This is a genomic window from Streptomyces sp. NPDC059008 (assembly GCF_042749045.1).
Classification (GTDB): Bacteria; Actinomycetota; Actinomycetes; order Streptomycetales; family Streptomycetaceae; genus Streptomyces.
On sequence record NZ_JBHYJC010000030.1, the window covers coordinates 67,658 to 92,197 of the forward strand.

Sequence of the window (24,540 nt, forward strand, 5' to 3'; positions counted from 1 at the left end):
TTGTGGGTGTGTGTGTTTTTTTTTTTTTTGTTTGCGCGGCCGGGGGGGGGGCGGGGCGGCGCGCGCGCCGGGCGGCGGCGCCCCGCGCCCCCCCCCCCACGGCGAGGATCGGCCGTATGACGACCCCGCGCCGCGGGCGCCTGGACGACGCGCCTCTTGAGCAACTGTTCCCCGACTCCGGGGAGGACGACTTCGCCCTCGTGCGGCATGCGGCCGCACGGATAGCCGAGGCCTGCCCGCCGGGGATTCCAGTGGAGTGGGAGTGGGGGCCGGAATCCTTGTCGACGGAGATCACCGTGTACGACGAGGCCGGCGACCGGCTGTCGTTCCTGCTGGACGCGGACTGCTCGGGAGAGTTCTGCGACAGCGTCTACCTGGCGGTGAACGTGGCGTGCGGATGCGCGGAACGGCATACCACCCATGTCCTGGACGCGGACACCGTGCTGCTGACCGAACTGGCGGACTACCAGGCATTCGCCCTGGGGTTCGCGTTCGACCTGATGGCGCAGCGACTCACCGGCTGGCTCAAGGACGAGGGCACACACACCCCTGCCCACTGGCGGTCCAAGGCGGGCCTGCCGGCGCCGGGCTCGCTCCCGTCGTCGGCCCAAGGCCGCGACGCCGGGGTGATCACCGCCTGAAGCGGCGTCATTGCCGTGGATCTCCCAACGCGCACCGTCGTACCTCACCAGCCATGGGGCGACCGTCGCAGACAGGGCAGTCGCGACTAGGGCGGGTCCGATGGGTCAGGGTCGGATAGGCCGCGGCGTCTGGTGCACTGCGTTCGCTGCGCGAACTCCGTCTCGGCTCCTCATGTGCTCCTTTGGATGCCGAGCTGCATCGCAAGGCGCCGGAGCGTCTCGATAGCGGAGCTATTGGGACGTTTCGGCAACGCCGCGAGGTGCCGTGCCAGACGCCGCGGACCCGGCCATGACCCATCGGACCCGCCCTAGGGCCGCGGCGCCAGTGCCGCCATCACCAGCACGTCGTGCCACGCGCCGTCCCAGTGGAGCGCCTCGCGCATCCGGCCCTCCACCTCGAAGCCGCACTTCTCGTACGCCCGCCGGGCCCGCGCGTTGAAGGCGAAGACCTCCAGTTGGACGCGGTGCAGGCCGACGCGCTCGAAGGCGTAGTCCAGGAGCAGACGGGTCGCCTCGCTGCCGAGGCCGCGGCCGGTGGCCTCCGCGGCGAGGGCGATGCGGAAGCTGCCGTTCGCGTTGTCCCGGTCGATCTGGCTCAGCGCGAGTTCCCCCAGGAACGCACCGGTCTCGCGGTCCTCGATGGCCAGGTCGAGGCGCTCCGCGCGCTCCGCGGCCCCCGCGCACCAGGCCTCGAGCTCCGCCAGGGTCCAGTCGCGGTGCGTGCCGGTCAGCCGGCGCGTCTCGGCGTCCAGGAAACCGGCGTGGAAGGCGGCCGCATGCCGTAGGCCGAGCGGCGCCAGCCGGATCCGGTCACCTGTGAGGACCGGCTTCTCGGAGAGTGCGCGGGCATTGATCATGGGGGGATGATGCCGAGGCCGCAGGGCGTGCGGCAAGCGAATTGACCAGCTGGGAAGAGCCGGCCGGGAAGGGGAAGGCGTGGAACTGCGTCAGGTGCGCTACTTCGTCACGGTCGCGCAGGAGCTGCACTTCGGGCGGGCGGCGGAGCGGCTGCACATCGTGCAGTCGGCGGTGAGCCAGCAGATCCGCCGCCTGGAGCGCGAGTTGCAGACCGAGCTGTTCGACCGGTCGTCGCGCCAGGTGCGGCTGACGCCCGTCGGCGAGCGGTTCCTGCCCGAGGCGCGAGCGCTGCTGGCCGCCGAGGAGCGGGCCCGTGCCGTCGTCGCGGAACTGACCGCCGGCCGCGCCCGCACCCTGCGCCTGGGCACGAGCACGGGCCTGGGCGCCCATCTGGACCGGGTGCTCGACACACTGGCCGGTCTCGCCCCGGAGATCGGGGTGGAGCTGGTGTCCGCACGGGCCCAGCAGCGGCTCGACCAGGTGGCTGCCGGCGAGCTGGACGCGGCGTTCCTGCGCGGCGACCCGGACGGCGCCGGCCGCGACGGCCTGAGCTTCGTCCCGCTGTGGCAGGACCCGCTGGTCGCGGTCGTCCCGGCCCGCCACCCTCCCCCATGCCTTAAGGGCACGGGAGGTGCCCCCATGCCCGCCCGCCCCGGCACGATCGCGCTCACCGACCTGGCGGCCGTCCCGCTGGTGCTGACCGAGCGGCGCAACAACCGCGCCCTGGTCGACCTGGTCGTCAACGCCTGCCACGAGGCCGGCTTCGCCCCCGTACCGGGCCCCCGGTACGGCTCCCTGGACGACACCCTCACCGCGATCGGCGCGCCCGGCGGCCCGGAGCACGGCCTGTGGACCGTCGTCTACGCCTCGCACGCCGCCCGGCTGAGCATCCCCAGGGTCGCCTTCCTCCCGTTCCGCAACCCGGGCATGGAGCTCACGACCTACCTCGCGGTACGCCGCAGCGATCCGCCCGCCGGGCTCGACCTGCTGCTGCGGGCCTGCGCGGCGACGGGCGGCGGCCAGAGCGCCCGCTGAAGACCGGACCGGCCGGGGGTCGGGCGGTCCGCGGGCCGCGCCCCGGGCCGGTCGGGCCCGCAGCACCCACCCCACCGCTCGATCCCGACGGCTCGATCCCGACCGCTCGATCTCGATCGGTGATCGCTGTGTGCGCGATCCGCTTCTTGGTCGCGCGCCGCGTTCGCGATGGACTGCGTACATGCCGGTCAAGCACCGGACCGCCTTACGCGAAAAGGGAGTTCAGCCATGCCGATCGTCACCGTTCAGCAGGGTCCGCGCAGCGTCGAGCTGAAGCGGGAGCTGGTCAAGCAGATCACCGACGCGTTCGTGGACGCGTACAAGATTCCCGCCGAGACCGTTCAGGTCTGGATACAGGAGGTGCCCACCGACAGCTGGGGCGCCGCGGGCACGCTGACCGCCGACAAGTAGGACGACGCGGCGGGGCCGGCCTGGGGGAGGGCCGGCCCACCGCACGCGCCGAGGTGCCCGGACCCCGGCGCCCGCAGCCCACCGTGCGCCTCACGGACCTCTCCTTCCCCATGCGGCCGCCTGCCCGCCCTCTGACCGCCGCCGACGCGTAAGCCGCCGAATTCGCTGCTGGCAGGTGCGGCAGGTGGCAGACTCCCCTTCCAGACGTGGTGGTTGCCGGGTACAGGAGAGAGCATGCGGACACCGATGACGATCGCGGACTTCCTCGATCGGGCCGAACTGGGCTTCCGCGGCAGTCCGGGGGTGGTCGACGAGCCGGATCAGCCCGCGCTGCCGGTTCCCGTGTCGACGTACGGCCGGTTCGGTGAACGGGTCCGTGCGTGGCAGGCCGGTCTGGACGCGCTCGGGATCGCCGAGGGCGAGCGGGTGGCGGTGGTCAGCCACAACTCCGCGCGGCTGCTGGAGCTGCTGTTCGCGGTGCCCATGAGCGGCCGCATCTGTGTGCCGGTGAACTTCCGGCTCAAGCCCGACGAAGTCGAGTACGTGGTCCGGCAGAGCGGCTCCTCGGTCCTCCTCGTCGACCCGGAGCTGGACGACGCCCTCTCCGGCGTCAAGGCGCGCCACCGCTTCGTCCTCGGCGAGCAGACCGACACCGAGCTGATGCGGTTCGGAGTCGAGCCGCGTCCCTGGTCCCACCCGGACGAGGACGCCACGGCGACCATCAACTACACCTCGGGTACGACCGCCCGGCCCAAGGGCGTGCAGCTGACCCACCGCAACATCTGGGTCAACGGCCTGACCTTCGGCCTGCACACCCGGGCATGGGAACGCGATGTGTACCTGCACACGCTGCCGATGTTCCACTGCAACGGCTGGGGAATGCCGTACGTCATGGCGGGCCTGGGCGCGAAGCAGGTGGTGCTGCGCAAGGTGGACGGTACGGAGATCCTGCGACGGGTCGAGGAGCACGGCGTCACACTCATGTGCGGTGCGCCGGCCGTGTGGAACATGGTGCTCGACGCCGCGGCGACGTGGGCGGGCGAGATCCCGGGCCGCGACCGCGTGCGGATCGTCTGCGCGGGCGCTCCCCCACCGACCAGGACGATCCAGCGTGTGCAGGAGGAACTGGGCTGGGAGTTCACCCAGCTCTACGGCCTCACCGAGACCTCTCCCTTCCTCACCTTCAACCGCACCCGGCCGGCCGACGTGGACCTGCCCGCCGGGGAACGGGCGCGCAAGCTGTCCCGAGCGGGACTGCCCGGGCTCGGGGTGAAGCTGAAGGTCTCCGAGTCCGGCGAGGTCCTGGCCCGCTCGAACACGGTGCTCAACGGCTACTGGGAAAAGCCGGAGGAGACCGAGGACGCCCTTGAGGACGGCTGGTTCCACACCGGCGACGGCGGCGTGCTCGACGAGACCGACGGCCACCTCACGATCTCGGACCGGAAGAAGGACGTGATCATCACCGGTGGTGAGAACGTGTCGTCCATCGAGGTGGAAGACGTGATCTTCAGCCACCCGGCGGTCGCCGAGGTCGCCGTCATCGGCGTGCCGCACGAGAAATGGGGCGAGACCATCAAGGCCCTCGTGGTCCTCGCCGAGGGCGCGACGGCTCAGGAGCCCGACATCATCGCCCACTGCAAGCAGCACATGGCCGGCTACAAGGCCCCCACGTCGGTCGAGTTCCGCGACTCCATCCCTCGCACGGCCACAGGGAAGATCCAGAAGTTCAAGCTCCGGCAGCCGTATTGGACCGGCCTCGAACGGGGGGTCAACTGAGGGGCCTGCTCCTGACGCCGAGCCGCCCTTGCCGCCCTTGTGTGCCGGGCCCGGCATCACTGCCGGGCCCGAGCGGAGGACCCCATCCGGCGGGACGGGTGGTTCAGGCGAACTGCAGCATGGTCTTCCAGGAGCTGCCGCCGTAGGGGATGGTGGTGGCGGTGTCGACGCGGCCCTTTCCGTCGCCCTTGTAGAGGTGGAGGGTGCCGTCGGTCCAGATGGCCAAGAGGTCGGCGATGCCGTCACCGGTGTAGTCACCGGCGGTCAGCTGGCGGACCGTGCCCCAGGTGTTGCCGCCGACCGGTACGGGAGCCTGCTTGCCGACTTGGCCGGTGCCGTCACCGGGGTAGTAGTGCAAGGTGCCGTCGGACCAGACCGCCATGAGGTCGGCGATGCCGTCGCCGTTGAAGTCACCGCCCGGCAGCAGTTTCACCGTGCCCCAGGTGTTGCCGCCGGTGTTCACCTTGACCTGTGGTGCGAGCTGCCCGTCGCCCTTGCCCTCGTACAGGTGCAGGGTGCCGTCGGTCCACACTGCCATGAGGTCGGCGATGCCGTCGCCGTCGTAGTCGCCGGCCGTCAGCTGCTTCACCGTGCCCCAGGTCTTGCCGCCCTCGGTGACGATCGTCTCCGAGGCGAACCTGCCCTGGCCATCCCCCTTGTAGAGGTGGAGGCTCCCGTCGTTCCAGATCGCCATGAGGTCGGCGACACCGTCGTTGGTGAAGTCGCCCTTGGCGAGCTGCTTCACGGTCTTCCAGCTGGTTCCGCCGGGCTGGGCGATGTTCTGGCCGCTCAGTCCCTTGGTGGCATCACCTGGATACAGGTGCAGGGCGCCGTCGTTCCAGACGGCGGCGAGGTCGGCGATGCCGTCCCCGGTGACGTCGTCCTGGGCGCGGAAGGCGGTCTGGCGAATCCAGCCGGCAAGGTCGTCGACGCGCACGTCGACCGCGCCCCTACGGGTTTCCTTCGGATCCATTCCCGAGCAGCCGCCTTGCCAGGACCGGCTGTTGACGGCAACGAGTTCCAGGGTGCCGTCCTTCGTGCGGAGGGCGGGGCCGCCGGCGTCGCCCTGGCAGATCACGGCCTGGTCGGAGCCGTTGAGCTCGACGTCCCCTCCGGCTACGGAGGAGACGGTGAAGGTTGCGGAGTGCAGCTTGTCGGGGACCCATTCGGCCTCGGTGCGGCCGAAACCCGTCACTGCCAGCTGCTCGCCCGCGGTCGGGCCGCTGGTGGCGAGCTTCGCCGGTGTGATGCCCAGGGCGCGGCGGGCGAGCTTGACCATCACGACGTCGCGGTCGGCGTGCGGTACGAGTTCGACCGCGTCCACGACCTTCCCCCCGGACTGGGTGAGGTCGGTACGGCCCACCGTGACGGTGGTCTTGAGCGCGGGCTTGCCCGCTCGGGCGGGCTCGCCGCCGTCGGCGAAGCAACGTGCGGAGGCGAGAACCCACTGCGGGTCCACCAGGACTCCCGAGCAGGCCTGCTGCTCGGCGACATTGATCTTCGCGGTGAACGCGTATGCAGCGTTGTGGACTTCGGCGCCCGAGAGGGCGGTGGCCGGCGAAGCGGTGACCAGGCCGGTCGCAGCCGTTGCGGCGGCCAGAAGACCTGCAGTCCACGCGGTGCGTGAGCTCTTTCCAGACATGATGGTCCTTGAAAGGTGTGAAGTGTGGCGCCGGACCGGTACCGAAGCGGCCGGCCCAGTCGGAGCGAGAGATCAGCGACGCGAACTGGGCGATCCCCCGGGGGGTGCGGAAGTGCGGTGCGTCGACCTCGCGTGCAGCAGAGGTGACTGCCATCGCAATGTGTTGCTCCACCCGGGCATTGCGTGCGCGTAGTTCGGTATGCGCTTACTTGCTGGTGCGGATCTCGACCAGGACGTGTTCACGACCCTGCGGATCGTCGGCCTCGCCGACCGGCTTCCACTCGCCCTTGGAGACCTCGACCTCTTGCGCCGTTGTCTTCGGCGCGGTGAGGGTGACGTCGGCGGCGTGATCTGCCGAGCCCTTGATGACGAACACCGAGGGGACCTCCAGGGTGAGGTGACCGGAGGTGCCGGTGGTTCGGAAGCAAATCTTGTCGTTCTTGCGCGACCAGACTTCCAGCAGCCCGGTGGCAGAGGAGCAGTCGGCGAGGGTGATGTGGCCGTCGCCGCGTTTCAGGATGATCCCCTTCTCTTCCTTGATCTTGTCGGCGCCCGGGTAATCGAAGTGCTCGACCACATAGCCGGGCTGACCGTCGGCCACCGACACCGGTGCGTCGGAGTCGCCGGCAGGGGAGGAGGACGAGGTGGCGACCACCGCGGCGACGCAAGCTGCGACAGCCGCACCAGTGGCGATGATCCGCCGTGAGAGCTTCATACAAGGTTCCTCGTGCGAAAGGTGAGTTGAGCCGTGCCGCGCCGGCCTTGCCCGAGATGGGCGGTTCTTGGCATCTCATGCGCTTTTTGGCCACGGAGGGGCCAAATTCAAACAGTTACGTCTACTTGATGCCACCTTGAGAACTGGAAATTAACCAACAAAACGGGACAAAAGTTCTTTGTGTTCTTTCTCATCCCTTTACAGGGATCTTCCATTGGTAAAGGTGCTCTTCACTTGCATATGGTCACGAGGCGCACCTGTCGTGTCCTGTTGAACTTGCACCCCGGTTCCGGGACATGACGGCGATTGGCACAACGCTCTGCCTGGGGGATGCCGCCACAGGTGCGCCACCCGCCAGGCACCGATCCCGCGAAGGACCACTGTGGACAGCACCTTTTGGAGCAGGCGGCGTGTTCTGGGCGCCCTGGCGGCCACCACCACGACCGTCGCCGCCTCAAGCCTCGTCTTGAGCCCCGTAGCCGCCCGAGCTGACACCCTGCCAGCCAACGGTGAGGACGGTGACCCCTTCAACCTGCCCGACACGGACCGGGCGAAGGCTGTCAAGGCGTGGCTGCTGGGTGGCAAGGCCGCTCGCGCCGCCGCGGAGGCGGCGCTGGTCGGGTCCGATGCCGATGTCCGCACCTTCCTGACCGTCGAACTCCCCAAGGCCACGGTGGAGGACAACCGCGTCGCCGTCGCCACCTCCCTGGCAGGTGGGGGCAAGGGCACCCGGCGCGACGCCTCCCAAGCGCTCGAAGGCGGCGACGCCGCCATAGCCGACTACCTCAAGGGCGGCTTCAAGACGGGCATCATGGAAGACCTGCGAGTGGCGACCGCGACCGTGATGGCGACCGGCGCCAAGGCCGTGCGCCGCGAGGGCAGTGCCGCCTTGGACGCAGACACCCGGCCCGCGCTGGAGAAATACCTGACCGAAGGCCAGTACACCGCCCGCCTGGAAGACCTGCGCTTCGAGGTGTCCAAGATCCTGGTGGAGGCGGGACCGGAGGTGAAGAAGTACGCCTCCCGGGCCCTGGACGGCACCGGCAGCGACGTCGCATGGTTCCTCGACACCGGGCAGCACCTCGCCCGCGCCCGCGATCAGGAAGCAGCGACGATCGGGGAACTCGTCGCGGTCGTCGAACGCGAAGGCAAGCAGGCCGAAGCGAAGACGAAGCTCGCCGAGGAGGCTGCCGCCCGTGCCAAGTCGGCCGCCAAGGAGGCCAAGAAAGCCGCGGAGGAAGCTGCGGCGGAGGCCAAGGCGGCCCAGGACGACGTGAAGAGGTCCGGCAAGGCCGCGCGCAAGGCGGCCGGGGCCGCGCAAGGTGCGGCCGACTCGGCCCGCGTCGCCATCCGTGCCTCCCATGCCGCTGTCCAAGCCTCCCGTCGCGCCGCCTACGCCGCCACCGCCGCCGACCAGGCGGCAGCCATCGCCGGGTCCGCCGCCGCCAAGGCATACAGCGCGGCCATCGCTGCCTCCAAGGACGCCTCCCAGGCATCCGCCGCCAAGGACGCAGCCGTCAAGGCCCGCTATGCCGCCGCCAAGGCCCGCAGCGCGGCGAAGGCCGCCGACTACGCCGCCTCGGCCTCGGACCAGGCCGCGAGCGCCGGGTCCGCCGCCGCCTCGGCAGCCCGCAACGCCGCCGCTGCCGCGAACGCTTCCGCCACGGCAGCCTCAGCCGCGGGCAAGTCGCAGGCCCTGGCGGCGGAGGCCAAGCGGCAGGCCCGGATCGCCGGCGCCAACGCCTCGATCGCCACCAACGCCGCCGGCACGGCGCAAGCTCTCGCGGGCACGGCAGCCTCGGCCGCCCGCGACGCACGCGACTCCGCGAACAACGCGGCAGAACACGCGGAGAAGTCCGCGGCGGCCGCCGAGTGGGCGGCCAAGTACGCGGGCAAGGCCGTCGAGTACGCGAAGAAGTCCACCGACTTCGCCAACGCGGCCACCGATGCCGCGAACATCGCCACCGACGCCGTCACCAAGGCGACGAAGGTGGAGAAGCAGGCGCGGGACGCCGAGTGGCAGCGTCTGGACGAGGACAGGAAGCAGGCGACCGAGGAGACCCGCCTGCTCGCACAGATCGAAGAGCAGGAGAAGGCGGAGTTCGCCGGCAGGCGTACGCAGGCCGAGCAGGCGGAGCAGGCCACGAAGGACCTCGTCTCCCGAGCTGAGTCGGCACTGAAGTCCGGCGATGCGGGGCACGCCGCCGCCCTCGGGCGCGAGGCGGCCATTGCCCTGATGAACTCCCATGGCACCTGGTCGCGGGAGGCCGCGCGATTCGCCCTGTCCGGCACGGACGCCGACATCCATGCCTGGATCGACACCGACCGGCAGATCGCGCAGCAGCAGGACGACAGGGAGACCGTCCTCTATCTCGCCCAGATCTCGTCTCCGGACGTCGCCGATGCCGCGACGAAGGCGCTGGAAAGCGACGCCCCGGAAGCCGCGACGACGTTCCTCAGGACCGGTGTCATCGAAGCCGCTGCGATGGACAACCGCGTGGCGATCGCCCGCATCCTGGCCGGCAACCCCGGCCGCGCGGTGAAGAAGGCGGCGAACGACGCCCTGAACGCTGGAACCGCCAAGGCGGTGTACGACTTCCTCAGCAGCACGTTCGAGGCAGCGCAGCGGGAGGACGACGCGGTCGCCACCGCAACCCTCCTCGCCAAGGCGGGCCCCTACACCAAGGCCCATGCCCAGGCCGCGCTGGAAGGCCCGGCATGGATGCGCCGCAACTTCCTCGACTCGGTCCAGTACAAGACCGCGCAGCTCGACCACGACTCCGCCACCCACATCGCCGCTATTCAGGGCGCGATCGCCGGTGCCGCAAAGGTCGCGCACAAGGCGCAGGAGGATGCCGCCCGTGCGCAGGAGACGGCGGCGAAGGCCCGTGACGCCGCCACTGATGCGTTGAAGTGGGCGGACAAGGCGAAGAATTCGGCCCAGCAGGCCGCCCATTACGCGAGGCAGGCGGATGCCCACGCGGACGCGGCCGAGCAGTCGGCCAAGGACGCAAAAGCCTCGGCCGACAAGGCCGAGCAGGCGGCCTCCAACGCCCGATTGGCCGGACGCTCAGCCAATTACTCCGCCAATCGCGCTGTGGACGCCGCCCGTCGCGCGGTGGCTTCGGCCAATTCGGCCCAGTCCTCGGCCGCTTCCGCCCGAGCTTTTGCCCTCCAGGCCGGCAAGGACGCCAAGACGGCGGCAGCAGCCGCGACCAAGGCGCACCAGATCGTCATGGCCAAGCGAAAGGCCGAAATCGAGGCGGCGGCCAAGAAGGCAGCTCAGGAATCCCACAAGGCCAAGAAGGCCGGAAAGAACCCTGCTGACACCCCGGAGAACGATGAGACCAAGAAACTTCCCTGGTGGAAGCAGACGGCTCGGGACCTGGCAGACGTCACCAATCAGATCAGCATCATCACCGGATTCGTCGCTGCTGGTTCCGGCCTCGTCGCCGGAACGCTCGGCGTGTTCGGTGCCGAGCTTCCCGCAGCGGTCTTCGCGGGCATCGCGAAGTACTCAGGATACGCCTCCCTCGCCGCCAGCGGACTCAACGTCCTGTTCACCGGAATTGGCTACGGAGTGGACAGCCATGAATTCAGGCAATCCATCGGAAGTGCCGCTCTGGGCTTGATCACCTTTGGTCAGTCCAAGTGGATCGGAGCGTTGGCCGACTTCAAGGAAGCCGGAAGGCTCACGAAGATCGGCTCCAAAATAACGGAGTTCGGACACGATCTCATATCGCCGATCACCGGCTGGCTGGGATCCTGATCCGCTCGGATCAAACGGGTATGCTGTAAAAAATGCTCAAGGGTTGGCGGGGCGCCCGCCGCCAACCCTTGAGTGCGATCGAAAGGACCGGCGTGCTGGCTCGCCTCCCCCTCCCCTACTTGCTGCTCATGGCAGCTTTCGCCACTTTCCTCTTCTGCTTCGTCGTAGACAGGTACGTGAAGATGCGCAAGGCGACGGTGCTGTGCCTTGTGGTTTCCGTCGGGTGCTGCATCGGCATGATCGCGGTAGGGGGACTCCAGTTCCAGCACTGGAGCGCCGAGCAGATGCTGGTCCTGTACTCGTTCGCGTGGACGGGGCTCACGATCGGTTTGCTTCCTTACAGAAAGCCCTATCTCGAATACCGTGAAGAACAGCGCAGAGGAATAAGGCGGGACGGATATGAGTTCCCCAAGTGGTGCCCGATGGTAACGGTTTCGTCGGTCATCGCCGCAGGCCTCTTGGGCGCCGTTCTTGTGAGGTGATGGAGCATCACGCGCTCGGCGGAAGTGTGGCGTTCCCTCCGGGAGGTCGGGGTGCAGCCTGTCCTCTCCGTGGGCGGGGCATGCGACTACCTGTCAGCAGGTTGAGCGCAGAGCACATCGAGGGCACCCGCAAGTCACTCTCCTGGATTCCGTAAAGTACGGGTCATGTCGGCGGAATCCCCCCTTATACAGAGCATGCGTACGGCCGTCGCGGCGGCGCCCGATGACGTGCCCCTGCGGCTGCACCTCGCCGAGTTGCTGCTGAGCGCGGGGCACGGTGACGCCGCGGTGGGAGAGGTCTCCGTGGCGTTGCAGCACGCGCCCGGTGATGTCCAGGCACGCGAGCTGATGGTCCGGGCCCTGACAGGTACTTCGGCGACCACGCCCGGCGAAGCCGCGCCTTCCGCGCCGTCACAGGTCCCGGTGCCCGGCGAACCTCGCGCCCACTCGTCCGTGCCGCCGACGGCTCCGGCGCCGGAGCAACCTCCGGCCCCTGCCGCCGAACCGCCGCAGGGCCCCACCACCGGGCACACTCCGGTGTCCGCCCCATCGGGCCCGGGATTCGACTGGATCGCCGCCGAGGATCAGGTCGGCGATGTCGTGCCGCCCCGGTTCGTGGAGGCGCCGCTCACCGTTGACGGGTGCGGCGGTGATCCTGGGGATGCCGCCGCCTGGGATGTGGAGCGGCCCGGGGCCGTCCGCCTTGCGGATGTCGGCGGCATGCAGGAGGTCAAGGAGCGGCTGGAGGCTGCCTTTCTGGCGCCGTTGCGCAATCCGGAGCTGCGTCGCCTGTACGGCAAGAGTCTGCGCGGGGGCCTGTTGCTGTACGGGCCGCCCGGCTGCGGCAAGACCTTCATCGCGCGGGCCGTCGCCGGTGAGCTGGGGGCGAACTTCCTGTCCGTGTCGGTCAACGATGTGCTCGACATGTGGATCGGCAACTCCGAACGGAACATGCACGAGCTCTTCCAGACCGCCCGCCGCCAGGCACCGTGCGTGGTCTTCCTGGACGAGCTGGACGCGCTCGGCGGGAAACGCAGCCGTACCCAGAGCAGCGGTATGCGCAACACCGTCAACCAGTTGCTGACCGAACTGGACGGCGTCGAGGCGGAGGCGAACGAGGGCGTGTTCGTGCTCGCCGCCACCAATGTGCCCTGGGACGTGGACATCGCCCTGCGCCGCCCCGGCCGGCTGGACCGGACCTTGCTGGTGCTGCCGCCCGACGGGCCGGCCCGGGAGGCGATTCTGCGCTATCACCTCCGTGAGCGGCCCATCGAGAACGTCGACCTCGGCAAGCTCGTCAAGGCCACCGAGGGCCTGTCCGGTGCCGATCTGGCCCATGTCTGCGAGGCGGCGGCCGAACAGGCGCTGCTGGACTCGGCCCGTACCGGGACCGTACGCCTGATCGGGATGAAGGACCTGCTGACCGCGGCAGGGCGGATCGCGCCCTCGACGGAGCCGTGGTTCGCGGCCGCCCGCAACGTGGCGATGTACGCGAACGACGGCGGGATGTACGACGACCTGGTGGCCTACCTGAAGAAGAAGCGGAAGCTGTGACCGAACCGAACTCGGCCGTCGAACAGGCCCAGGCCCTCATCGATTTCAAGCGCTACGACCAGGCCCGAGCCCTGCTGTCGCAGCACCTCGCCGAGGACCCCGGCGACCTGCGCGCCTGGATCAAGATCGGCTACTGCCATCTGTACACGGAGCAACCGGAACCAGCCCTTCATGCGGCCGACGAGGCACTCAAGCTGGCTCCCGGGGACTTCTTCGCGCTCATCCTGCATGCCAAGGCACTGACCCGCATACCCGACAGGGCATGGCGCGAGGCCGAGCCGGTACTGCGGGAAGCGGTCCGGGCCGACCCGCACCACTGGTACGGCTACGCGATGCTCGCGGACGCCGTATGCCGCATGTCGCTGGTCCGCTACGTCCAGGCGAACGGCTCCCAGTTCCCCCCCGGCCCACGAGCGCGACCACGTCCTGCGCGAGGCGACCGACCTGGCCGCGGAGGCGCTGCGGCTGGGCCCCGAGGAGGTCTACGCCCACGAGATCGCCCACCAGATCGCCACCTTCTCGCTCGACACCACCCTTGCCGACCAGCTCGAACGCGCCATCCTCCGGCTCGACCCCACCCACGCGGAGGCACTGGCCGCGCAGACCCGGAAGGCTGCCCAGGCCCCGGGCGTCAAGGCCACCCGGGCAGCCGACCTCTACGCCACCGGACTGGCCGCCGCACCGGACTCCGCCGAGCTGCAGCGCGGTCTCGACCAGGCCACGTACCGCATGCTGCGCGGGGTGCGGTGGCTCGCCCTGCTCTGCGTCGGCTTTGCCGGGACGGCGATGGACCTGTTCGCCGTCGAGGGCAAGGTGCAAAGGGAGCTGCCGCTGCCACTCGGCCAGCGGCTGTGGTTCCTCGTGGTGGCGACCGCCATCTGGCTCGTCGGCGCCCTGCTGCGCTACCGGCGACGGCGTGCCGGCGTCCAGCTCAACGTGCGGTCGCTGATACGCCGCCGCCGGTGGCCCCGCATCGTGCTGGCCCAGGCGGCCTGGGCCATGCTGTGCGCCCTGCTGATCGCCGAAGTTCCCTGGACGGACCGCCTGCTGCCGCAGGTACTGTTCTGGGCAGGGCTCGCGCCGACGTTGGGCACGGTGTGGTTCGACCGGAACAAGACCCGGTGACGTACGGCCCGAGCCGCGACCGGGTCCGCCGGCCACCCCGCGCCGGCGCGACGACGGTGCGGGCGCGTGCTTCCGCGGGCGGACGCGCCACGTTCCCCTGCTGACGGATGACGCCCGGGCGATCGGGCGAGCCGATCTTCGCAGGGCGAAAGGGTAGGCGCGCCAGGGATCCTCGGGGCACGCTGGATGCCATGCTGCACAAGGCACGTAGGGGTTGCCTCCGGAGCGGCCTCTCCGCTCCGCCCGGCAACCTTGCCGCCGCAGGGCAGCAAGGGCTGAAGACGGGCTTCAGGGAGCGGCTCATGGACACGCTGACGGACACGCCGGGGGAGTCCCTCCCGGACAGCGGAGTGACGCCTGCGCCCCCTGGGGTTCGCGGGCGGGTCGACCTCCGGCTCATGCTGAGCCGGGACATGTCCCCCGCGGACGGCGGTCCGTGGAAGGCGTCCGACGACGAGATCTCCCGAGAAGCCCTGGCCCCCCACAAGCGCACCCGGCGGCTGGAGTTCGCCGACCCGTCGAAGACCGTCTCCGGCGAGATCCGCCGTATCGCACCGCGCGAGCGCACCGCGCAGGGCGACGGCGGCGCCGAGTACTTGGAGGAGAACCACCGATGAGCCCGTCGCACCAGGAGCTGTCGTACGCCAGCGGGGCCGCCGAGCGGCCGCTGCTGGGGCACACCATCGGCGCCGACCTGGCCCGCACCATCGCCCGGTTCGGCGACCGCGAGGCGCTGGTGGAGGTGGCGAGCGGCCGCCGCTGGACCTACACCGAACTGGGCCGCGCCGTCGACGAGGTGGCCCTCGGCCTGCTCGCCAAGGGGGTCGGCAAGGGCGACCGGGTCGGCATCTGGGCGCCCAACTGCGCCGAATGGGTCCTCGTCCAGTACGCCACCGCCAAGATCGGCGCGATCCTCGTCAACGTCAACCCGGCCTACCGGGTGCACGAGTTGGCCTACGTCCTCCAACAGGCCGGCATCACCGTCCTGGTCTCCGCGATCCACCACAAGACCAGCGACTACCGCCGGATGATCGAGCAGGTGCGCGCCGAGAGCCCGGCGCTGCGCGATGTGGTCTACATCGGCGACCCGACCTGGGGCGGACTGCTGGCCGCCGGCGCGGCCGTCCCGCACACCCGGCTCGCCGAGTGCGAGCGGACCCTGACCGCCGACGACCCGGTCAACATCCAGTACACCTCCGGCACCACCGGCTTCCCCAAGGGCGCCACCCTCTCGCACCACAACATCCTCAACAACGGCTACTGGGTCGCCGAGACCATCGCCTACACCGAGCACGACCGGGTGTGCCTGCCGGTGCCCTTCTACCACTGCTTCGGCATGGTGATGGGCAACCTCGGCATCACCTCCCACGGCGCCTGCATCGTCATCCCGGCCCCGGCCTTCGACGCCGCCACCACCCTGCGGACCGTCCAGGACGAGCGCTGCACCTCCCTCTACGGCGTCCCCACGATGTTCATCGCCGAACTCAACCACCCCGACTTCGGCTCGTACGACCTCTCCTCGCTCCGTACGGGCATCATGGCGGGCTCGCCGTGCCCGGAGGAGGTGATGAAGCGGGTGGTCGCCGAGATGCACATGGCCGAGGTGTCCATCTGCTACGGCATGACCGAGACCTCACCGGTGTCCACCCAGACCCGCCGCGACGACGACCTGGAGCACCGCACCGCCACGGTCGGACGGGTGCTGCCGCACATCGAGGTCAAGGTCGTCGACCCGGCGAGCGGGGTGACCGTGCCCCGTGGCACGCCGGGCGAGCTGTGCACCCGCGGCTACAGCGTGATGCTCGGCTACTGGGAGGACGCCGAGCGCACCGCCGAGGTCATCGACGCCGCGCGCTGGATGCACACCGGTGACCTCGCGGTGATGAACGACGACGGCTACGTCCGGATCGTCGGCCGCATCAAGGACATGATCATCAGGGGCGGTGAGAACGTCTACCCGCGCGAGATCGAGGAGTTCCTCTACTCCCACCCCAAGATCGCCGACGTCCAGGTAGTCGGCGTCCCCGACGACAAATACGGCGAGGAGATCGCCGCCTGCGTGATCCTCCGCGACCCCGAGGACCCCCTCACCCGCGACGAGTTGGCCCGCTACTGCCGCTCCCGGCTCGCCCACTACAAGGTGCCGCGATACCTGGAGATCCTCGACGCGTTCCCGATGACCGTCAGCGGCAAGGTGCGCAAGGTCGAGCTGCGCGAGCGGCTGGCCCAGGAGCTGGGGCCGGTACCGCGGTGAGGCACGGGCGGTGCGGTGGGCGGACTCACCGCACCGCCGTGTTCGGGACGTAGCCCAGCTCGACCGGCTCGGGTACCGCGGCCCCGCCGGCCGTACCGCGCCACGGAGCCAGCAGACCGGGCAGCAGCGGAGGCCAGAGGGCGTCCGCGGTCACGGCCAGCTCGGCCGGACTCCACCACCGCCACTCCAGGATCCGGTCGTCCGCATGCGCCGCCGCCACTCCCTCGGCCGGGTCCCTGCGCGGCCCGTGGGCGAGGTAGATGTGCTCGTGCTGGCGCACCGGGACGCCGGCCGGGGTTCCCCCTGCGGGAGCGGAGCCGGCAGCCGAGTGCAGGGTGAAGTCGTGCTCCCAGGTGCACAGCAGCGGGCCCGGTTCGAGGTCGCGCCAGCCGGTCTCCTCGCGCAGTTCGCGCAGGGCCCCCGCGCGGGGCGTCTCCCCGGGGTCCAGCCCGCCACCGGGCATCGCCCAGTGGCGACCGACCTCCTCGTTGTCGTATCGGAAGAGGAAGAGCGCGCCGTCGGGATCGAGGACGGCGACTCGCGCCGCCTGCCGGGGAGTTCGCATCGCAGCAGGGTACGTCGCGCCCGCGGACGGCCGGACGGCAGGCCGCCTCGATCGATTGTCAGACCCACCCGGCAAGATGAAGGGGTGAAGGAACAGCGGGGAAGCGCCGCTGGGCACGAACCACGGGGAAGCGGGGACGGGACGATGACCGAGAGTGTGGCGGAGCTGGCGCGGCGGCTCAGGGGCGCGGACGCCGGCGGCTGGACGCCGGAGGGCGCGCGGGCGCTGGTCGCCGGGCTCGGCTGGACCTGGCAGGACTCCGGCGCGGGGCCGGTCATCGGCACGGGGCGGGCCGAGGGCGACGCCCGGCTGCGCCCGGTCGGCTCGATCGAGGAGCGCTATGTCGGCGGGGAGAGCTATCTCGAACTCGCCGTGCCGGTGCGGCCCGCCGAGCCGGACGCGGCCGCTCAGGCCGCCGCCTTCCGCGCGGTGCGCGAGGAGCTGACCGCGGCGCTCGGCAAGCCGTCGGTCATGGGCGTGCACGGCGACCTGGGGCCGTTCTACGACTCCGGGCCGCTGTGGGGCACCCCGTTCGTGCGCTGGCGCGACCGGCCCGACACCCTCGAACTCCGCGCCGCGAAGACCGGACCCGAGCTGGTCCTCCAGCCCACCGATCCGGTGGAGAACTGGTTCTGGCGCCAGGGCGTCGGCGAGGAGCACTCCATCAGTGGCTTCTTCGGCAGCCGCAACGACGCGTCCAACGCGGGCCTGGGCTTCCCCGGCGGCTGGTATGCCCAGAGCTGGGAGACGGTGACCAGGGCGCTCGGCGACTTCCTGGACACCCTGCCGGCCGAGACGACCGCGCTCGGCACGTCCCTGGCCATGCCGGTCTACGGGCGGCTGGCCGAGGGCGGCGCCCCGCTCCTCTTCGACATCACCTGCCGGGACCGGCTCTCGCTGGGCTGCTTCGCGTCGGACGCCGCGGACCCGGCGGCCCTGGGGTGGGGCACCGTCACCGAGTACCCCGCGACGGGGGAGTTGTGGCCCGACGACGATGACCCGCGTTGGCGTATCGACGCCGGCGGCCCCGGTGAGCCCAAGGGCCGGGCGCTGGCCGAGACGCTGGTGGCCACCGCACGGGCCGCGGGGGTGGGGACGCCCGCCGACCTGATAGTCGGTGGCGAGGCCACGTACATGGACGGATATCACGTCACGTTCTACGGCCTGGGCCTGAAGACCGGATAGCGCCGGGGGAGCCCGCCCGCCGGCTTGGCCGCCCGGCCGGCCCGTCCGCAGACGCCGACGCCCCGGCCCGCCCGCGGGCTCGGGCGCCCCGGCCCGTCGCTCAGTGCTGCCGCTCTCCGGGCCAGTCGAGCAGCAGCCGCTGGGCGCGGGGGAGCGAGGCCACCACGAGGTCGTAGGAGTCCTCGATCATGTCGAGGACCAACCGGTCGGGAAGGGAGCCCTCCAGGGACACCGTGTTCCAGTGCCGCTTGTTGAGGTGATAGCCCGGCACCACCTCCGGGTGCGCCGCGCGCAGCCGTTCGGCCAGCTCGGGCTCGCACTTGAGGCTCACGGTCAGCGGCAGATCCGTCAGCGTGGACAGCGCGAAGATCTTGCCGCCGACCTTGAAGGTCGACACGTCCGGATGCCGTGGGAAGGGGAACTCCTCGGTCGCGCCGTTGAAGTCCAGACAGGCGGAGCGGAGCGCACGGGCGTTGATCATCCCGCCAATATAGGCGGCACACCCGGTGACCTGACCGGCCGTCACAGCGGGGCCGCCGCCACTCCGGCCGCGACCGGCCGACCCGGCCGGCCGGTCAGGTCCCGCCGCCCGGCCGGCCGGGCGCGCGCCGCATGCACACCCGCGGCCAGCGATCCAGGCCGAGCGCCGCCTCCTGAGCGCGAATCGCCCGCAGGCCGGGCGTCAGGTCGGCGTCGGCCATCGTGCGGAAGCCGATGCGCTCGTAGTACGGCGCGTTCCACGGCACCTCGGTGAACGTGGTCAGGGTCAGCGCGAACGGCCCGCCGGCCCGCTCCGCCCGGTCGATGAGCCTGCGGCCGATGCCGCGTCGGGCGTGGTCCGGATGCACCGACACCTGCTCGATATGGGTGGAGCCGTCGACCGGCTCCCACAGCAGATAGCCGACCGGCAGACCGCCCTCGTACGCGGCCAGCACCCGCCCGGCGCGCTGACACTCCGCCAACAGGGCCAACGAAGGCGGCTCGTCGTCCGCGACCGGGGCCATGCCCAGCGCTCGGAACGCCTCCCCGGCGGCGCGTTCGACACCGCGCAGCACGGGCAGTTCGGCGGGGACCGGTACGTCGATGATCACCGGGCCAGTGTCGCCGGTCCCGCCCGGCCCGGCGACCGGTTTTCCCGGCCCCGTCCCGCGACGGTGCGACGCGGCTCGGCGGACCGGCGGGGATGCGGCGCGGGGCCGCGGGCGGCCCTCACCGGCCTGCCGCGCCGTACTTGATCAGTTCGTCGGCCGGGTCGTTGACCGGCTGCGGGGTGCCGGTGAGGTCCATGACGAACAGCGGGATGTGCAGATCGTCGGCGCGGGCCCGGGCGTCGCGGGCGTAGCCGGCGAGGGAGAAGAACACCGCGATGGCCGAGTCGTTGAGGCCGTTGAGCCAGACGCATTCGATCTCGCGGAGTCTGGTGGAGCGGGTCGAGGGGTCGACCTGGGCGACGACGCCGGTGCCGCGCAGGTCCACGCCGGAGGCGGTGCGCTCCTGGGTCCGGGCGACATCGGCGTAGCCCAGCCACTTCAGATACTGCTCGGCGGCGGTGACGCAGTCGCGGGCCGTCCGGATCGTGACCGGCCGGAAGGCGGGCCGCAGGACGGCGCGCGGGGTGTCGGTGTCGGTGGCCGAGGCCGGTGCGGACGGGGGCGCGGGCCTGCCGGGCGAGGGGAAGTTCGGCGGGGGCGGGGTCGGCGCCGGGACCACCGGGACCCGGACGACCGTGCCGCAGGAACAGCCGGACTCCGGCGCCGGCCACTCGTCCTGCCGGCCGCAGACCTCGCAGCGCACCTCGACCCAGGAGGACTGCCAGGTGCGGTGGAGTATCTCGACGGGCACGCCGCCGCGCAGTACGGGCATGGTCAGCGGGGCACCGCAGGCACACGGGAAGGTGGGCGGGGTGAAGGCGTTCTCGCGGCGGCACGTGGGGCACCGCACCGGCACGCTGTCGGCCATGGTCGGCTCCTGGCGGGTTGGGACGGCAGACAGGTCGATTCTGCTGCGGACCCCATGGTCTCTCCAAAGCCGGCCGTCGGGGGACGAATTCCACCGACGGCGCCAGGTCGCAGAGAGAACGGAGAGGGGAGCCAGGGCGCACGCGGGGCGCACGGCGGGCGCACACCGCCCGCATCCGGTGCCCCGGGCACGCCGTGAGCCGTACCGGCGTTCCGCCGCGTCCCCGACGCCGCACCGGCTCGACGACGCACAGGGCCCGGAATCCGTGACCGTACGGATTCCAGGCCCTGTGCAGTGGTTCCCGTCCGACAGCGCGAGGGTTGGGCGCGACAGGACATCGCACCGCCGGACGGAGTCTGGTGGGGGTGGGGGAGCAGGCGGGCTCCGCGGTGGGGAAGGTGGCTCGTCCTCCCTATTGGACGAGCACGGCCACCGCACTGGGACCTCCCCGCGTACCGCGGAGCTCGCTGCCTCTCCGTGCCGGCCGACCACCCCTCAACGGGCCGGCCGGCACGGATGCGCCGGGGAACTGACCTCCCGTCAGCCCTGGCGCAGCTCGTGGCGCGCGGCTCAGTCCTCGCGCAGCTCGCGGACCTTGGCCTCGACGCGCTTGCCGTACTCCGGGTCGGCGGCGTGGAAGTGCGCGAGGTTCTTCTCGATCACGTCGTCCCGGCTGACCTGGGAGAGACCGCCGGCGATGTTGGCCACCAGCCGGTTCTTCTCGTCCTCCGACATCAGGCGGTAGAGCTCACCGGCCTGGAAGAAGTCGTCGTCCTTGGTGTGCGCCGGGGCCTCGTGGGTGCCGGTGTGGCCGGAGACGGCGAGCGGGGCGGAGAGCGCCTCGTTCGTCTGGACCGGGCCACCGTAGGAGTTCGGCTCGTAGTTCTTGGCGTGCCGGTCGTAGCCGTTGGCCGCCATGAAGCCGTCCCGGCCGTAGTTGTTGGCCACCGTCGCCTTGGGGGCGTTCACCGGCAGCTGGGTGTGGTTGACGCCCAGGCGGTAGCGGTGCGCGTCGGCGTAGGCGAACAGCCGGCCCTGGAGCATCTTGTCCGGGGACGGGCCGATGCCGGGCACGAAGTTGTTCGGGGAGAACGCCGACTGCTCCACCTCGGCGAAGACGTTGTCGGGGTTGCGGTCCAGGACCAGCCGGCCGACCCGCTGCAGCGGGTAGTCGGCGTGCGGCCACACCTTCGTCAGGTCGAACGGGTTGAAGCGGTAGTTCGCCGCCTCGGCCGCCGGCATGATCTGCACGTACAGGGTCCAGGAGGGGTACACGCCCCGCTCGATGGACTGCAGCAGGTCGGTCTGGTGGCTGTTGGGGTCCTTGCCCGCCAGCTCGGCGCCCTGCTCGCTGCTCAGGCTGCGGATGCCCTGGTTCGTCTTGAAGTGGTACTTGACGAAGAAGGCCTCGCCCTTGGCGTTCGTCCACTGGTAGGTGTGCGAGCCGTAGCCGTTCATGTGGCGGTAGGACGCCGGGATGCCGCGGTCGCCCATGAGCCAGGTGATCTGGTGGGTGGCCTCGGGGGCGTGTGCCCAGAAGTCCCAGACGTTGTCCGCCTCCTGCTTGCCCGTGAAGGGGTCGCGCTTCTGCGAGTGGATGAAGTCGGGGAACTTGATCGGGTCCTTGATGAAGAACACCGGGGTGTTGTTGCCGACGAGGTCGTAGTTGCCCTCTTCGGTGTAGAACTTCAGGGCGAAGCCGCGCGGGTCGCGGGCCGCGTCCGGGCCGCCGAGGTTGTCGGCGACGGTCGAGAAGCGGATGAACGTCTCGGTCCGCTTGCCGACGGTGTTCAGGAAGTCGGCCCGGGTGAAGCCGGTGACGTCGTCGGTCACCTCGAAGTAGCCATACGCGCCGGAGCCACGGGCGTGCACGACACGCTCCGGGATGCGCTCGCGGTTGAAGCGCGCGAGCTTCTCCAGCAGGTGCTGGTCCTGGAGGATGATCGGGCCGCCGACGCCGGCGGTGGAGGAGTTCTGGTTGTCGGCGACCGGGGCGCCGGACTCGGTCGTCAGCGTGGGCTTCGACATGGTGACCTTCCGTACGAGAGCGCGGAAGTTGGCTTCCGCATGTCGGAGCGTAAGAAGAGCTCCGACCAAACGTCAACAGTTTGTTGAAACAAACCTGGGTGGGTGTGCGGGTGGGTGTTCCGGGCGGCGGCCGCGCCTGGGCGCGACAGGACAGGTGTCGGCGCGGCCACCGCCCGGAAGCGGGTGGGAAGCCCTACGCGGCCCGGACCTCGATGAGGACCGGCCGCCGCGTGGAGACGGCTTCCTTGCGGGCCCACTCGGCCGCCGAGCGGAGCTCCGCCGGATCGAGGACGTCGCGGCCCGCACAGCCGTACGCCTCGGCGAGCTTCACGTGGTCGGTGAAGTCCGCCTCGTGGTCGAGTGGGGTGAGCATGATCAGTACGAACGGCACCTCGTGCCGCACCGCGGCCGCCAGTTCCTCGGCCATGTGCGGCAGCCCCTGGCCGTCGACGACCGCCACGACCTCGGCATCCGGCTCGCCCCGGGAGTCCAGTGCCTTGCGGACGCCGATCGCGGCGGGCACCTCCCAGCCGGGAGGGCCGCTGCGGGCGTAGCTGCCCGTCGCGCCGCTGACGACGTACGGGTTCGGTCCGAACAGTCCGGCGATCTCCGGCAGGGTCCCGGACGCCAGGGCCCCGGACGTCGGGGCGCGCAGGCCGCCGAGGTCGGCCGCTGCCGGCGGTCGCGGCGCCGCTCCGTATGCGGACCCGGCCCCCGAAGGCCGCGGCCCGGTCCCGACTCCGCGCTCGGCGTCGTACGCGATCTCCGCCGCGGCCAGATCGGCCGGGACATCGATCAGGACCGGTCCGGGGCGGCCCTCCCGCGCGATGCGGAAGGCCTCGCGAAAGGCCCCCGGAATCCGCTCGGGATCCTCGATCCGCTCGGCGCGCTTGGTGACCGGACCGGCCAGCCGGACCAGGTCCGGCGGCCGGAAGGCCGTGTGGCGCAGCGGGCCGGTCCCCGTCCGGCCGGTGACGCAGACCAGCGGGACGGCGTCCTGCTGGGCCGCGTACAGGCCGGTGACCAGCCGCGATGCCCCCGGGCCCGCGGGTACCGCGGCGACGCCGACCCGCTCGCTGGTACGGGTCCAGCCGTACGCCATGTGTGCGGCCGCCTCCTCGCGGCGTACCGGCAGATGCCCGATACCGCCGACCTCCTCCATCGCCGTGTACAGCGGGAGGAGGGCGGCGCCGGGGCAGCCGAAGGCGATGTCGACGCCCTCGTCCTTCATGATCTGGACGGCCGCCCGTATGGCGGGCATCCGCTGCGCCGCCATGGACTCAGCTTTCGGTGGTGTGTCCGGAGAGGCGTTCGACGCCGCGCAGGAGGGCGGAGTGGTCCAGGCCGCCGTCGCCTTGGGCGCGCAGGGAGGCGACGAGGGAGGCGACGACGGTGCCGACGGGGAGGGCCGCGCCGACGGTGCGGGCGGCGTCGGTGACGATGCCCATGTCCTTGTGGTGCAGGTCGATGCGGAAGCCGGGCTTGAAGTCGCGGTTTTTGAAGTTGTCCTTCTTGCGGGCGAGGACGGTGGAGCCGGCCAGCCCGCCGCCCAGGACGTCGAGGGCGGCGGCGAGGTCGACGCCGGACTTCTCCAGGAAGACGACGGCTTCGGCGCAGGCTTGGATGTTGACGGCGACGATGAGCTGGTTGGCGGCCTTGACGGTCTGGCCGGAGCCGTGCGGGCCGCACAGCACGATGGTCTTGCCGAGGGCTTCGAGGACGGGGCGGGCGGTGTCGAAGTCGTCCTGCCGGCCGCCGACCATGATCGACAGGACGGCTTCGATGGCGCCGGCCTCGCCGCCGGAGACGGGGGCGTCCAGGACGCGGATGCCCTTGTCGGCGGCGGCCTTGGCCAGGTCGATGGAGGTCTGGGGGGTGATCGAGGACATGTCGATCAGCAGGGCGCCGCGCTTGGCGTGGGCCAGGATGCCGTCGGGGCCGTAGGCGATGGCCTCGACGTGCGGGGAGGCCGGGACCATGGTGATCACGATGTCGGCGTCGGTGACGGCCTCGGCGATGGAGCCGGCCGCGGTGCCGCCGTTGTCGGCCAGACGCTGGAGCTTGTCGGCCTCGAGGGTGTAGCCGGTCACACGGTAGCCGGCCTTGATCAGGTTCTCGGCCATGGGCGAGCCCATGATGCCCAGCCCGATCCATGCGATCTTGGGGAGGTTGCTCATTGATGTGCCTCTTTCAACAAAGCGGGTGCGTCAGGAGGAGGGGGTGGCCGCGCGCAGGGGGGCCGGCAGCCAGGCGAAGGCGCCGGCGCTGGGGCCGTCGCCGGGCTTGTACTCCAGGCCGACCAGACCGTCGTAGCCGGCCTTCTTCAGGTGGTCGAGCAGATCGTCGAAGTCGAGTTCGCCGGTGCCGGGGGCGCCGCGGCCGGGGTTGTCGGCGATCTGCACATGCGCGGTCTTGGCGGTGTAGCGGTCGATGACCTCCGCCAGGTCCTCGCCGTTCATCGACAGGTGGTAGAGGTCCATCAGGAACCGGGCGTTGTCCAGCCCGGTCGCGGCGTTCACCGCGTCGACCACCTCGATGGCC

Annotated in this window: 23 protein-coding genes; 11 read left to right on the forward strand and 12 right to left on the reverse strand. The window is 70.8% G+C overall.

Annotation, left to right across the window (positions count from 1 at the left end):
• Window positions 1-116: 116 nt before the first annotated feature.
• A complete protein-coding gene (locus tag ACFWZH_RS28185; protein WP_384437086.1) occupies window positions 117-641 on the forward strand; it encodes a hypothetical protein in 525 nt (174 codons plus the stop codon).
• 308 nt (window positions 642-949) lie between these two features.
• On the opposite strand, the gene ACFWZH_RS28190 is transcribed toward ACFWZH_RS28185, so the two are convergent.
• The gene (locus ACFWZH_RS28190; protein WP_384437089.1) at window positions 950-1,498 is read right to left on the reverse strand and encodes a GNAT family N-acetyltransferase; all 549 of its coding nucleotides are present in this window, start codon (window positions 1,496-1,498) and stop codon (window positions 950-952) included.
• Window positions 1,499-1,577: 79 nt separating this feature from the next.
• On the opposite strand from ACFWZH_RS28190, the gene ACFWZH_RS28195 reads away from it, so the two are divergent.
• From ACFWZH_RS28195 to ACFWZH_RS28205, 3 genes are all read left to right on the forward strand, one after another.
• Window positions 1,578-2,534 carry a LysR family transcriptional regulator gene (locus ACFWZH_RS28195; protein WP_384437092.1) on the forward strand — a complete coding sequence of 319 codons (957 nt, stop codon included), beginning with the start codon at window positions 1,578-1,580 and terminating at the stop codon, window positions 2,532-2,534.
• A 168-nt stretch (window positions 2,535-2,702) separates the two neighbouring features.
• Window positions 2,703-2,945: a 4-oxalocrotonate tautomerase DmpI gene (dmpI, locus tag ACFWZH_RS28200; protein WP_384437095.1), complete on the forward strand. Its 243-nt coding sequence runs from the start codon at window positions 2,703-2,705 to the stop codon at window positions 2,943-2,945.
• Window positions 2,946-3,179: 234 nt separating this feature from the next.
• A complete protein-coding gene (locus tag ACFWZH_RS28205; protein WP_384437098.1) occupies window positions 3,180-4,721 on the forward strand; it encodes an AMP-binding protein in 1,542 nt (513 codons plus the stop codon).
• 103 nt (window positions 4,722-4,824) lie between these two features.
• On the opposite strand, the gene ACFWZH_RS28210 is transcribed toward ACFWZH_RS28205, so the two are convergent.
• Together ACFWZH_RS28210 and ACFWZH_RS28215 are read right to left on the reverse strand one after the other, a co-directional pair.
• A complete protein-coding gene (locus ACFWZH_RS28210; protein WP_384437101.1) occupies window positions 4,825-6,363 on the reverse strand; it encodes an FG-GAP-like repeat-containing protein in 1,539 nt (512 codons plus the stop codon).
• 205 nt (window positions 6,364-6,568) lie between these two features.
• Window positions 6,569-7,078 (reverse strand): hypothetical protein, encoded by a 510-nt coding sequence (locus ACFWZH_RS28215; protein WP_384437104.1) that lies wholly within the window; start codon window positions 7,076-7,078, stop codon window positions 6,569-6,571.
• Window positions 7,079-7,460: 382 nt separating this feature from the next.
• On the opposite strand from ACFWZH_RS28215, the gene ACFWZH_RS28220 reads away from it, so the two are divergent.
• The 3 genes from ACFWZH_RS28220 (at window position 7,461) to ACFWZH_RS28230 (ending at window position 12,883) form a co-directional block, all read left to right on the forward strand.
• Window positions 7,461-10,847, forward strand: coding sequence for a hypothetical protein (locus ACFWZH_RS28220; protein WP_384437107.1), 3,387 nt, complete (start codon window positions 7,461-7,463; stop codon window positions 10,845-10,847).
• A gap of 92 nt (window positions 10,848-10,939) precedes the next feature.
• Complete coding sequence (locus ACFWZH_RS28225; RefSeq protein WP_384437110.1) at window positions 10,940-11,329, forward strand: hypothetical protein; 390 nt, start codon at window positions 10,940-10,942, stop codon at window positions 11,327-11,329.
• A 165-nt stretch (window positions 11,330-11,494) separates the two neighbouring features.
• The gene (locus ACFWZH_RS28230; protein ID WP_384437113.1) at window positions 11,495-12,883 is read left to right on the forward strand and encodes an ATP-binding protein; all 1,389 of its coding nucleotides are present in this window, start codon (window positions 11,495-11,497) and stop codon (window positions 12,881-12,883) included.
• Here ACFWZH_RS28230 and ACFWZH_RS28235 read toward each other — a convergent pair.
• Entirely contained in the window at window positions 12,856-13,113 is a 258-nt protein-coding gene (locus ACFWZH_RS28235) for a hypothetical protein (RefSeq protein ID WP_384437116.1), read from the reverse strand. The genes ACFWZH_RS28230 and ACFWZH_RS28235 overlap by 28 nt on opposite strands.
• Window positions 13,114-13,624: 511 nt before the next feature.
• Here ACFWZH_RS28235 and ACFWZH_RS28240 point away from each other — a divergent pair.
• From ACFWZH_RS28240 to ACFWZH_RS28250, 3 genes are all read left to right on the forward strand, one after another.
• Complete coding sequence (locus tag ACFWZH_RS28240; protein WP_384437119.1) at window positions 13,625-14,008, forward strand: hypothetical protein; 384 nt, start codon at window positions 13,625-13,627, stop codon at window positions 14,006-14,008.
• A gap of 302 nt (window positions 14,009-14,310) precedes the next feature.
• On the forward strand, window positions 14,311-14,625 hold the full coding sequence (locus tag ACFWZH_RS28245) for a hypothetical protein (RefSeq protein WP_384437122.1): 315 nt from the start codon (window positions 14,311-14,313) through the stop codon (window positions 14,623-14,625).
• Window positions 14,622-16,262: an AMP-binding protein gene (locus tag ACFWZH_RS28250; protein ID WP_384437125.1), complete on the forward strand. Its 1,641-nt coding sequence runs from the start codon at window positions 14,622-14,624 to the stop codon at window positions 16,260-16,262. The genes ACFWZH_RS28245 and ACFWZH_RS28250 overlap by 4 nt, the downstream gene beginning before the upstream one ends.
• Window positions 16,263-16,287: 25 nt before the next feature.
• Here the strand turns inward: ACFWZH_RS28250 and ACFWZH_RS28255 are convergent, their stop codons facing one another.
• Entirely contained in the window at window positions 16,288-16,827 is a 540-nt protein-coding gene (locus ACFWZH_RS28255; protein WP_384437128.1) for an NUDIX hydrolase, read from the reverse strand.
• Between the two features lie 144 nt (window positions 16,828-16,971).
• Between ACFWZH_RS28255 and ACFWZH_RS28260 the strand changes: the two genes are divergently transcribed.
• On the forward strand, window positions 16,972-18,012 hold the full coding sequence (locus tag ACFWZH_RS28260; RefSeq protein ID WP_384437131.1) for a hypothetical protein: 1,041 nt from the start codon (window positions 16,972-16,974) through the stop codon (window positions 18,010-18,012).
• Window positions 18,013-18,112: 100 nt separating this feature from the next.
• On the opposite strand, the gene ACFWZH_RS28265 is transcribed toward ACFWZH_RS28260, so the two are convergent.
• From ACFWZH_RS28265 to ACFWZH_RS28295, 7 genes are all read right to left on the reverse strand, one after another.
• On the reverse strand, window positions 18,113-18,493 hold the full coding sequence (locus ACFWZH_RS28265; RefSeq protein ID WP_384437134.1) for an MmcQ/YjbR family DNA-binding protein: 381 nt from the start codon (window positions 18,491-18,493) through the stop codon (window positions 18,113-18,115).
• Between the two features lie 94 nt (window positions 18,494-18,587).
• Window positions 18,588-19,103, reverse strand: coding sequence for a GNAT family N-acetyltransferase (locus ACFWZH_RS28270; protein ID WP_384437137.1), 516 nt, complete (start codon window positions 19,101-19,103; stop codon window positions 18,588-18,590).
• Between the two features lie 118 nt (window positions 19,104-19,221).
• Complete coding sequence (locus ACFWZH_RS28275) at window positions 19,222-19,971, reverse strand: hypothetical protein (RefSeq protein WP_384437139.1); 750 nt, start codon at window positions 19,969-19,971, stop codon at window positions 19,222-19,224.
• Window positions 19,972-20,541: 570 nt separating this feature from the next.
• Window positions 20,542-21,999 (reverse strand): catalase, encoded by a 1,458-nt coding sequence (locus ACFWZH_RS28280; RefSeq protein WP_384437142.1) that lies wholly within the window; start codon window positions 21,997-21,999, stop codon window positions 20,542-20,544.
• Between the two features lie 193 nt (window positions 22,000-22,192).
• Window positions 22,193-23,275 carry a thiamine pyrophosphate-binding protein gene (locus tag ACFWZH_RS28285; protein ID WP_384437145.1) on the reverse strand — a complete coding sequence of 361 codons (1,083 nt, stop codon included), beginning with the start codon at window positions 23,273-23,275 and terminating at the stop codon, window positions 22,193-22,195.
• A gap of 4 nt (window positions 23,276-23,279) precedes the next feature.
• Window positions 23,280-24,176, reverse strand: a complete 897-nt coding sequence (locus tag ACFWZH_RS28290) for a 2-hydroxy-3-oxopropionate reductase (RefSeq protein WP_384437149.1) — start codon at window positions 24,174-24,176, stop codon at window positions 23,280-23,282.
• A 30-nt stretch (window positions 24,177-24,206) separates the two neighbouring features.
• A partial coding sequence (locus tag ACFWZH_RS28295; protein ID WP_384437152.1) for a TIM barrel protein occupies window positions 24,207-24,540 on the reverse strand: 334 nt, incomplete at its 5' end.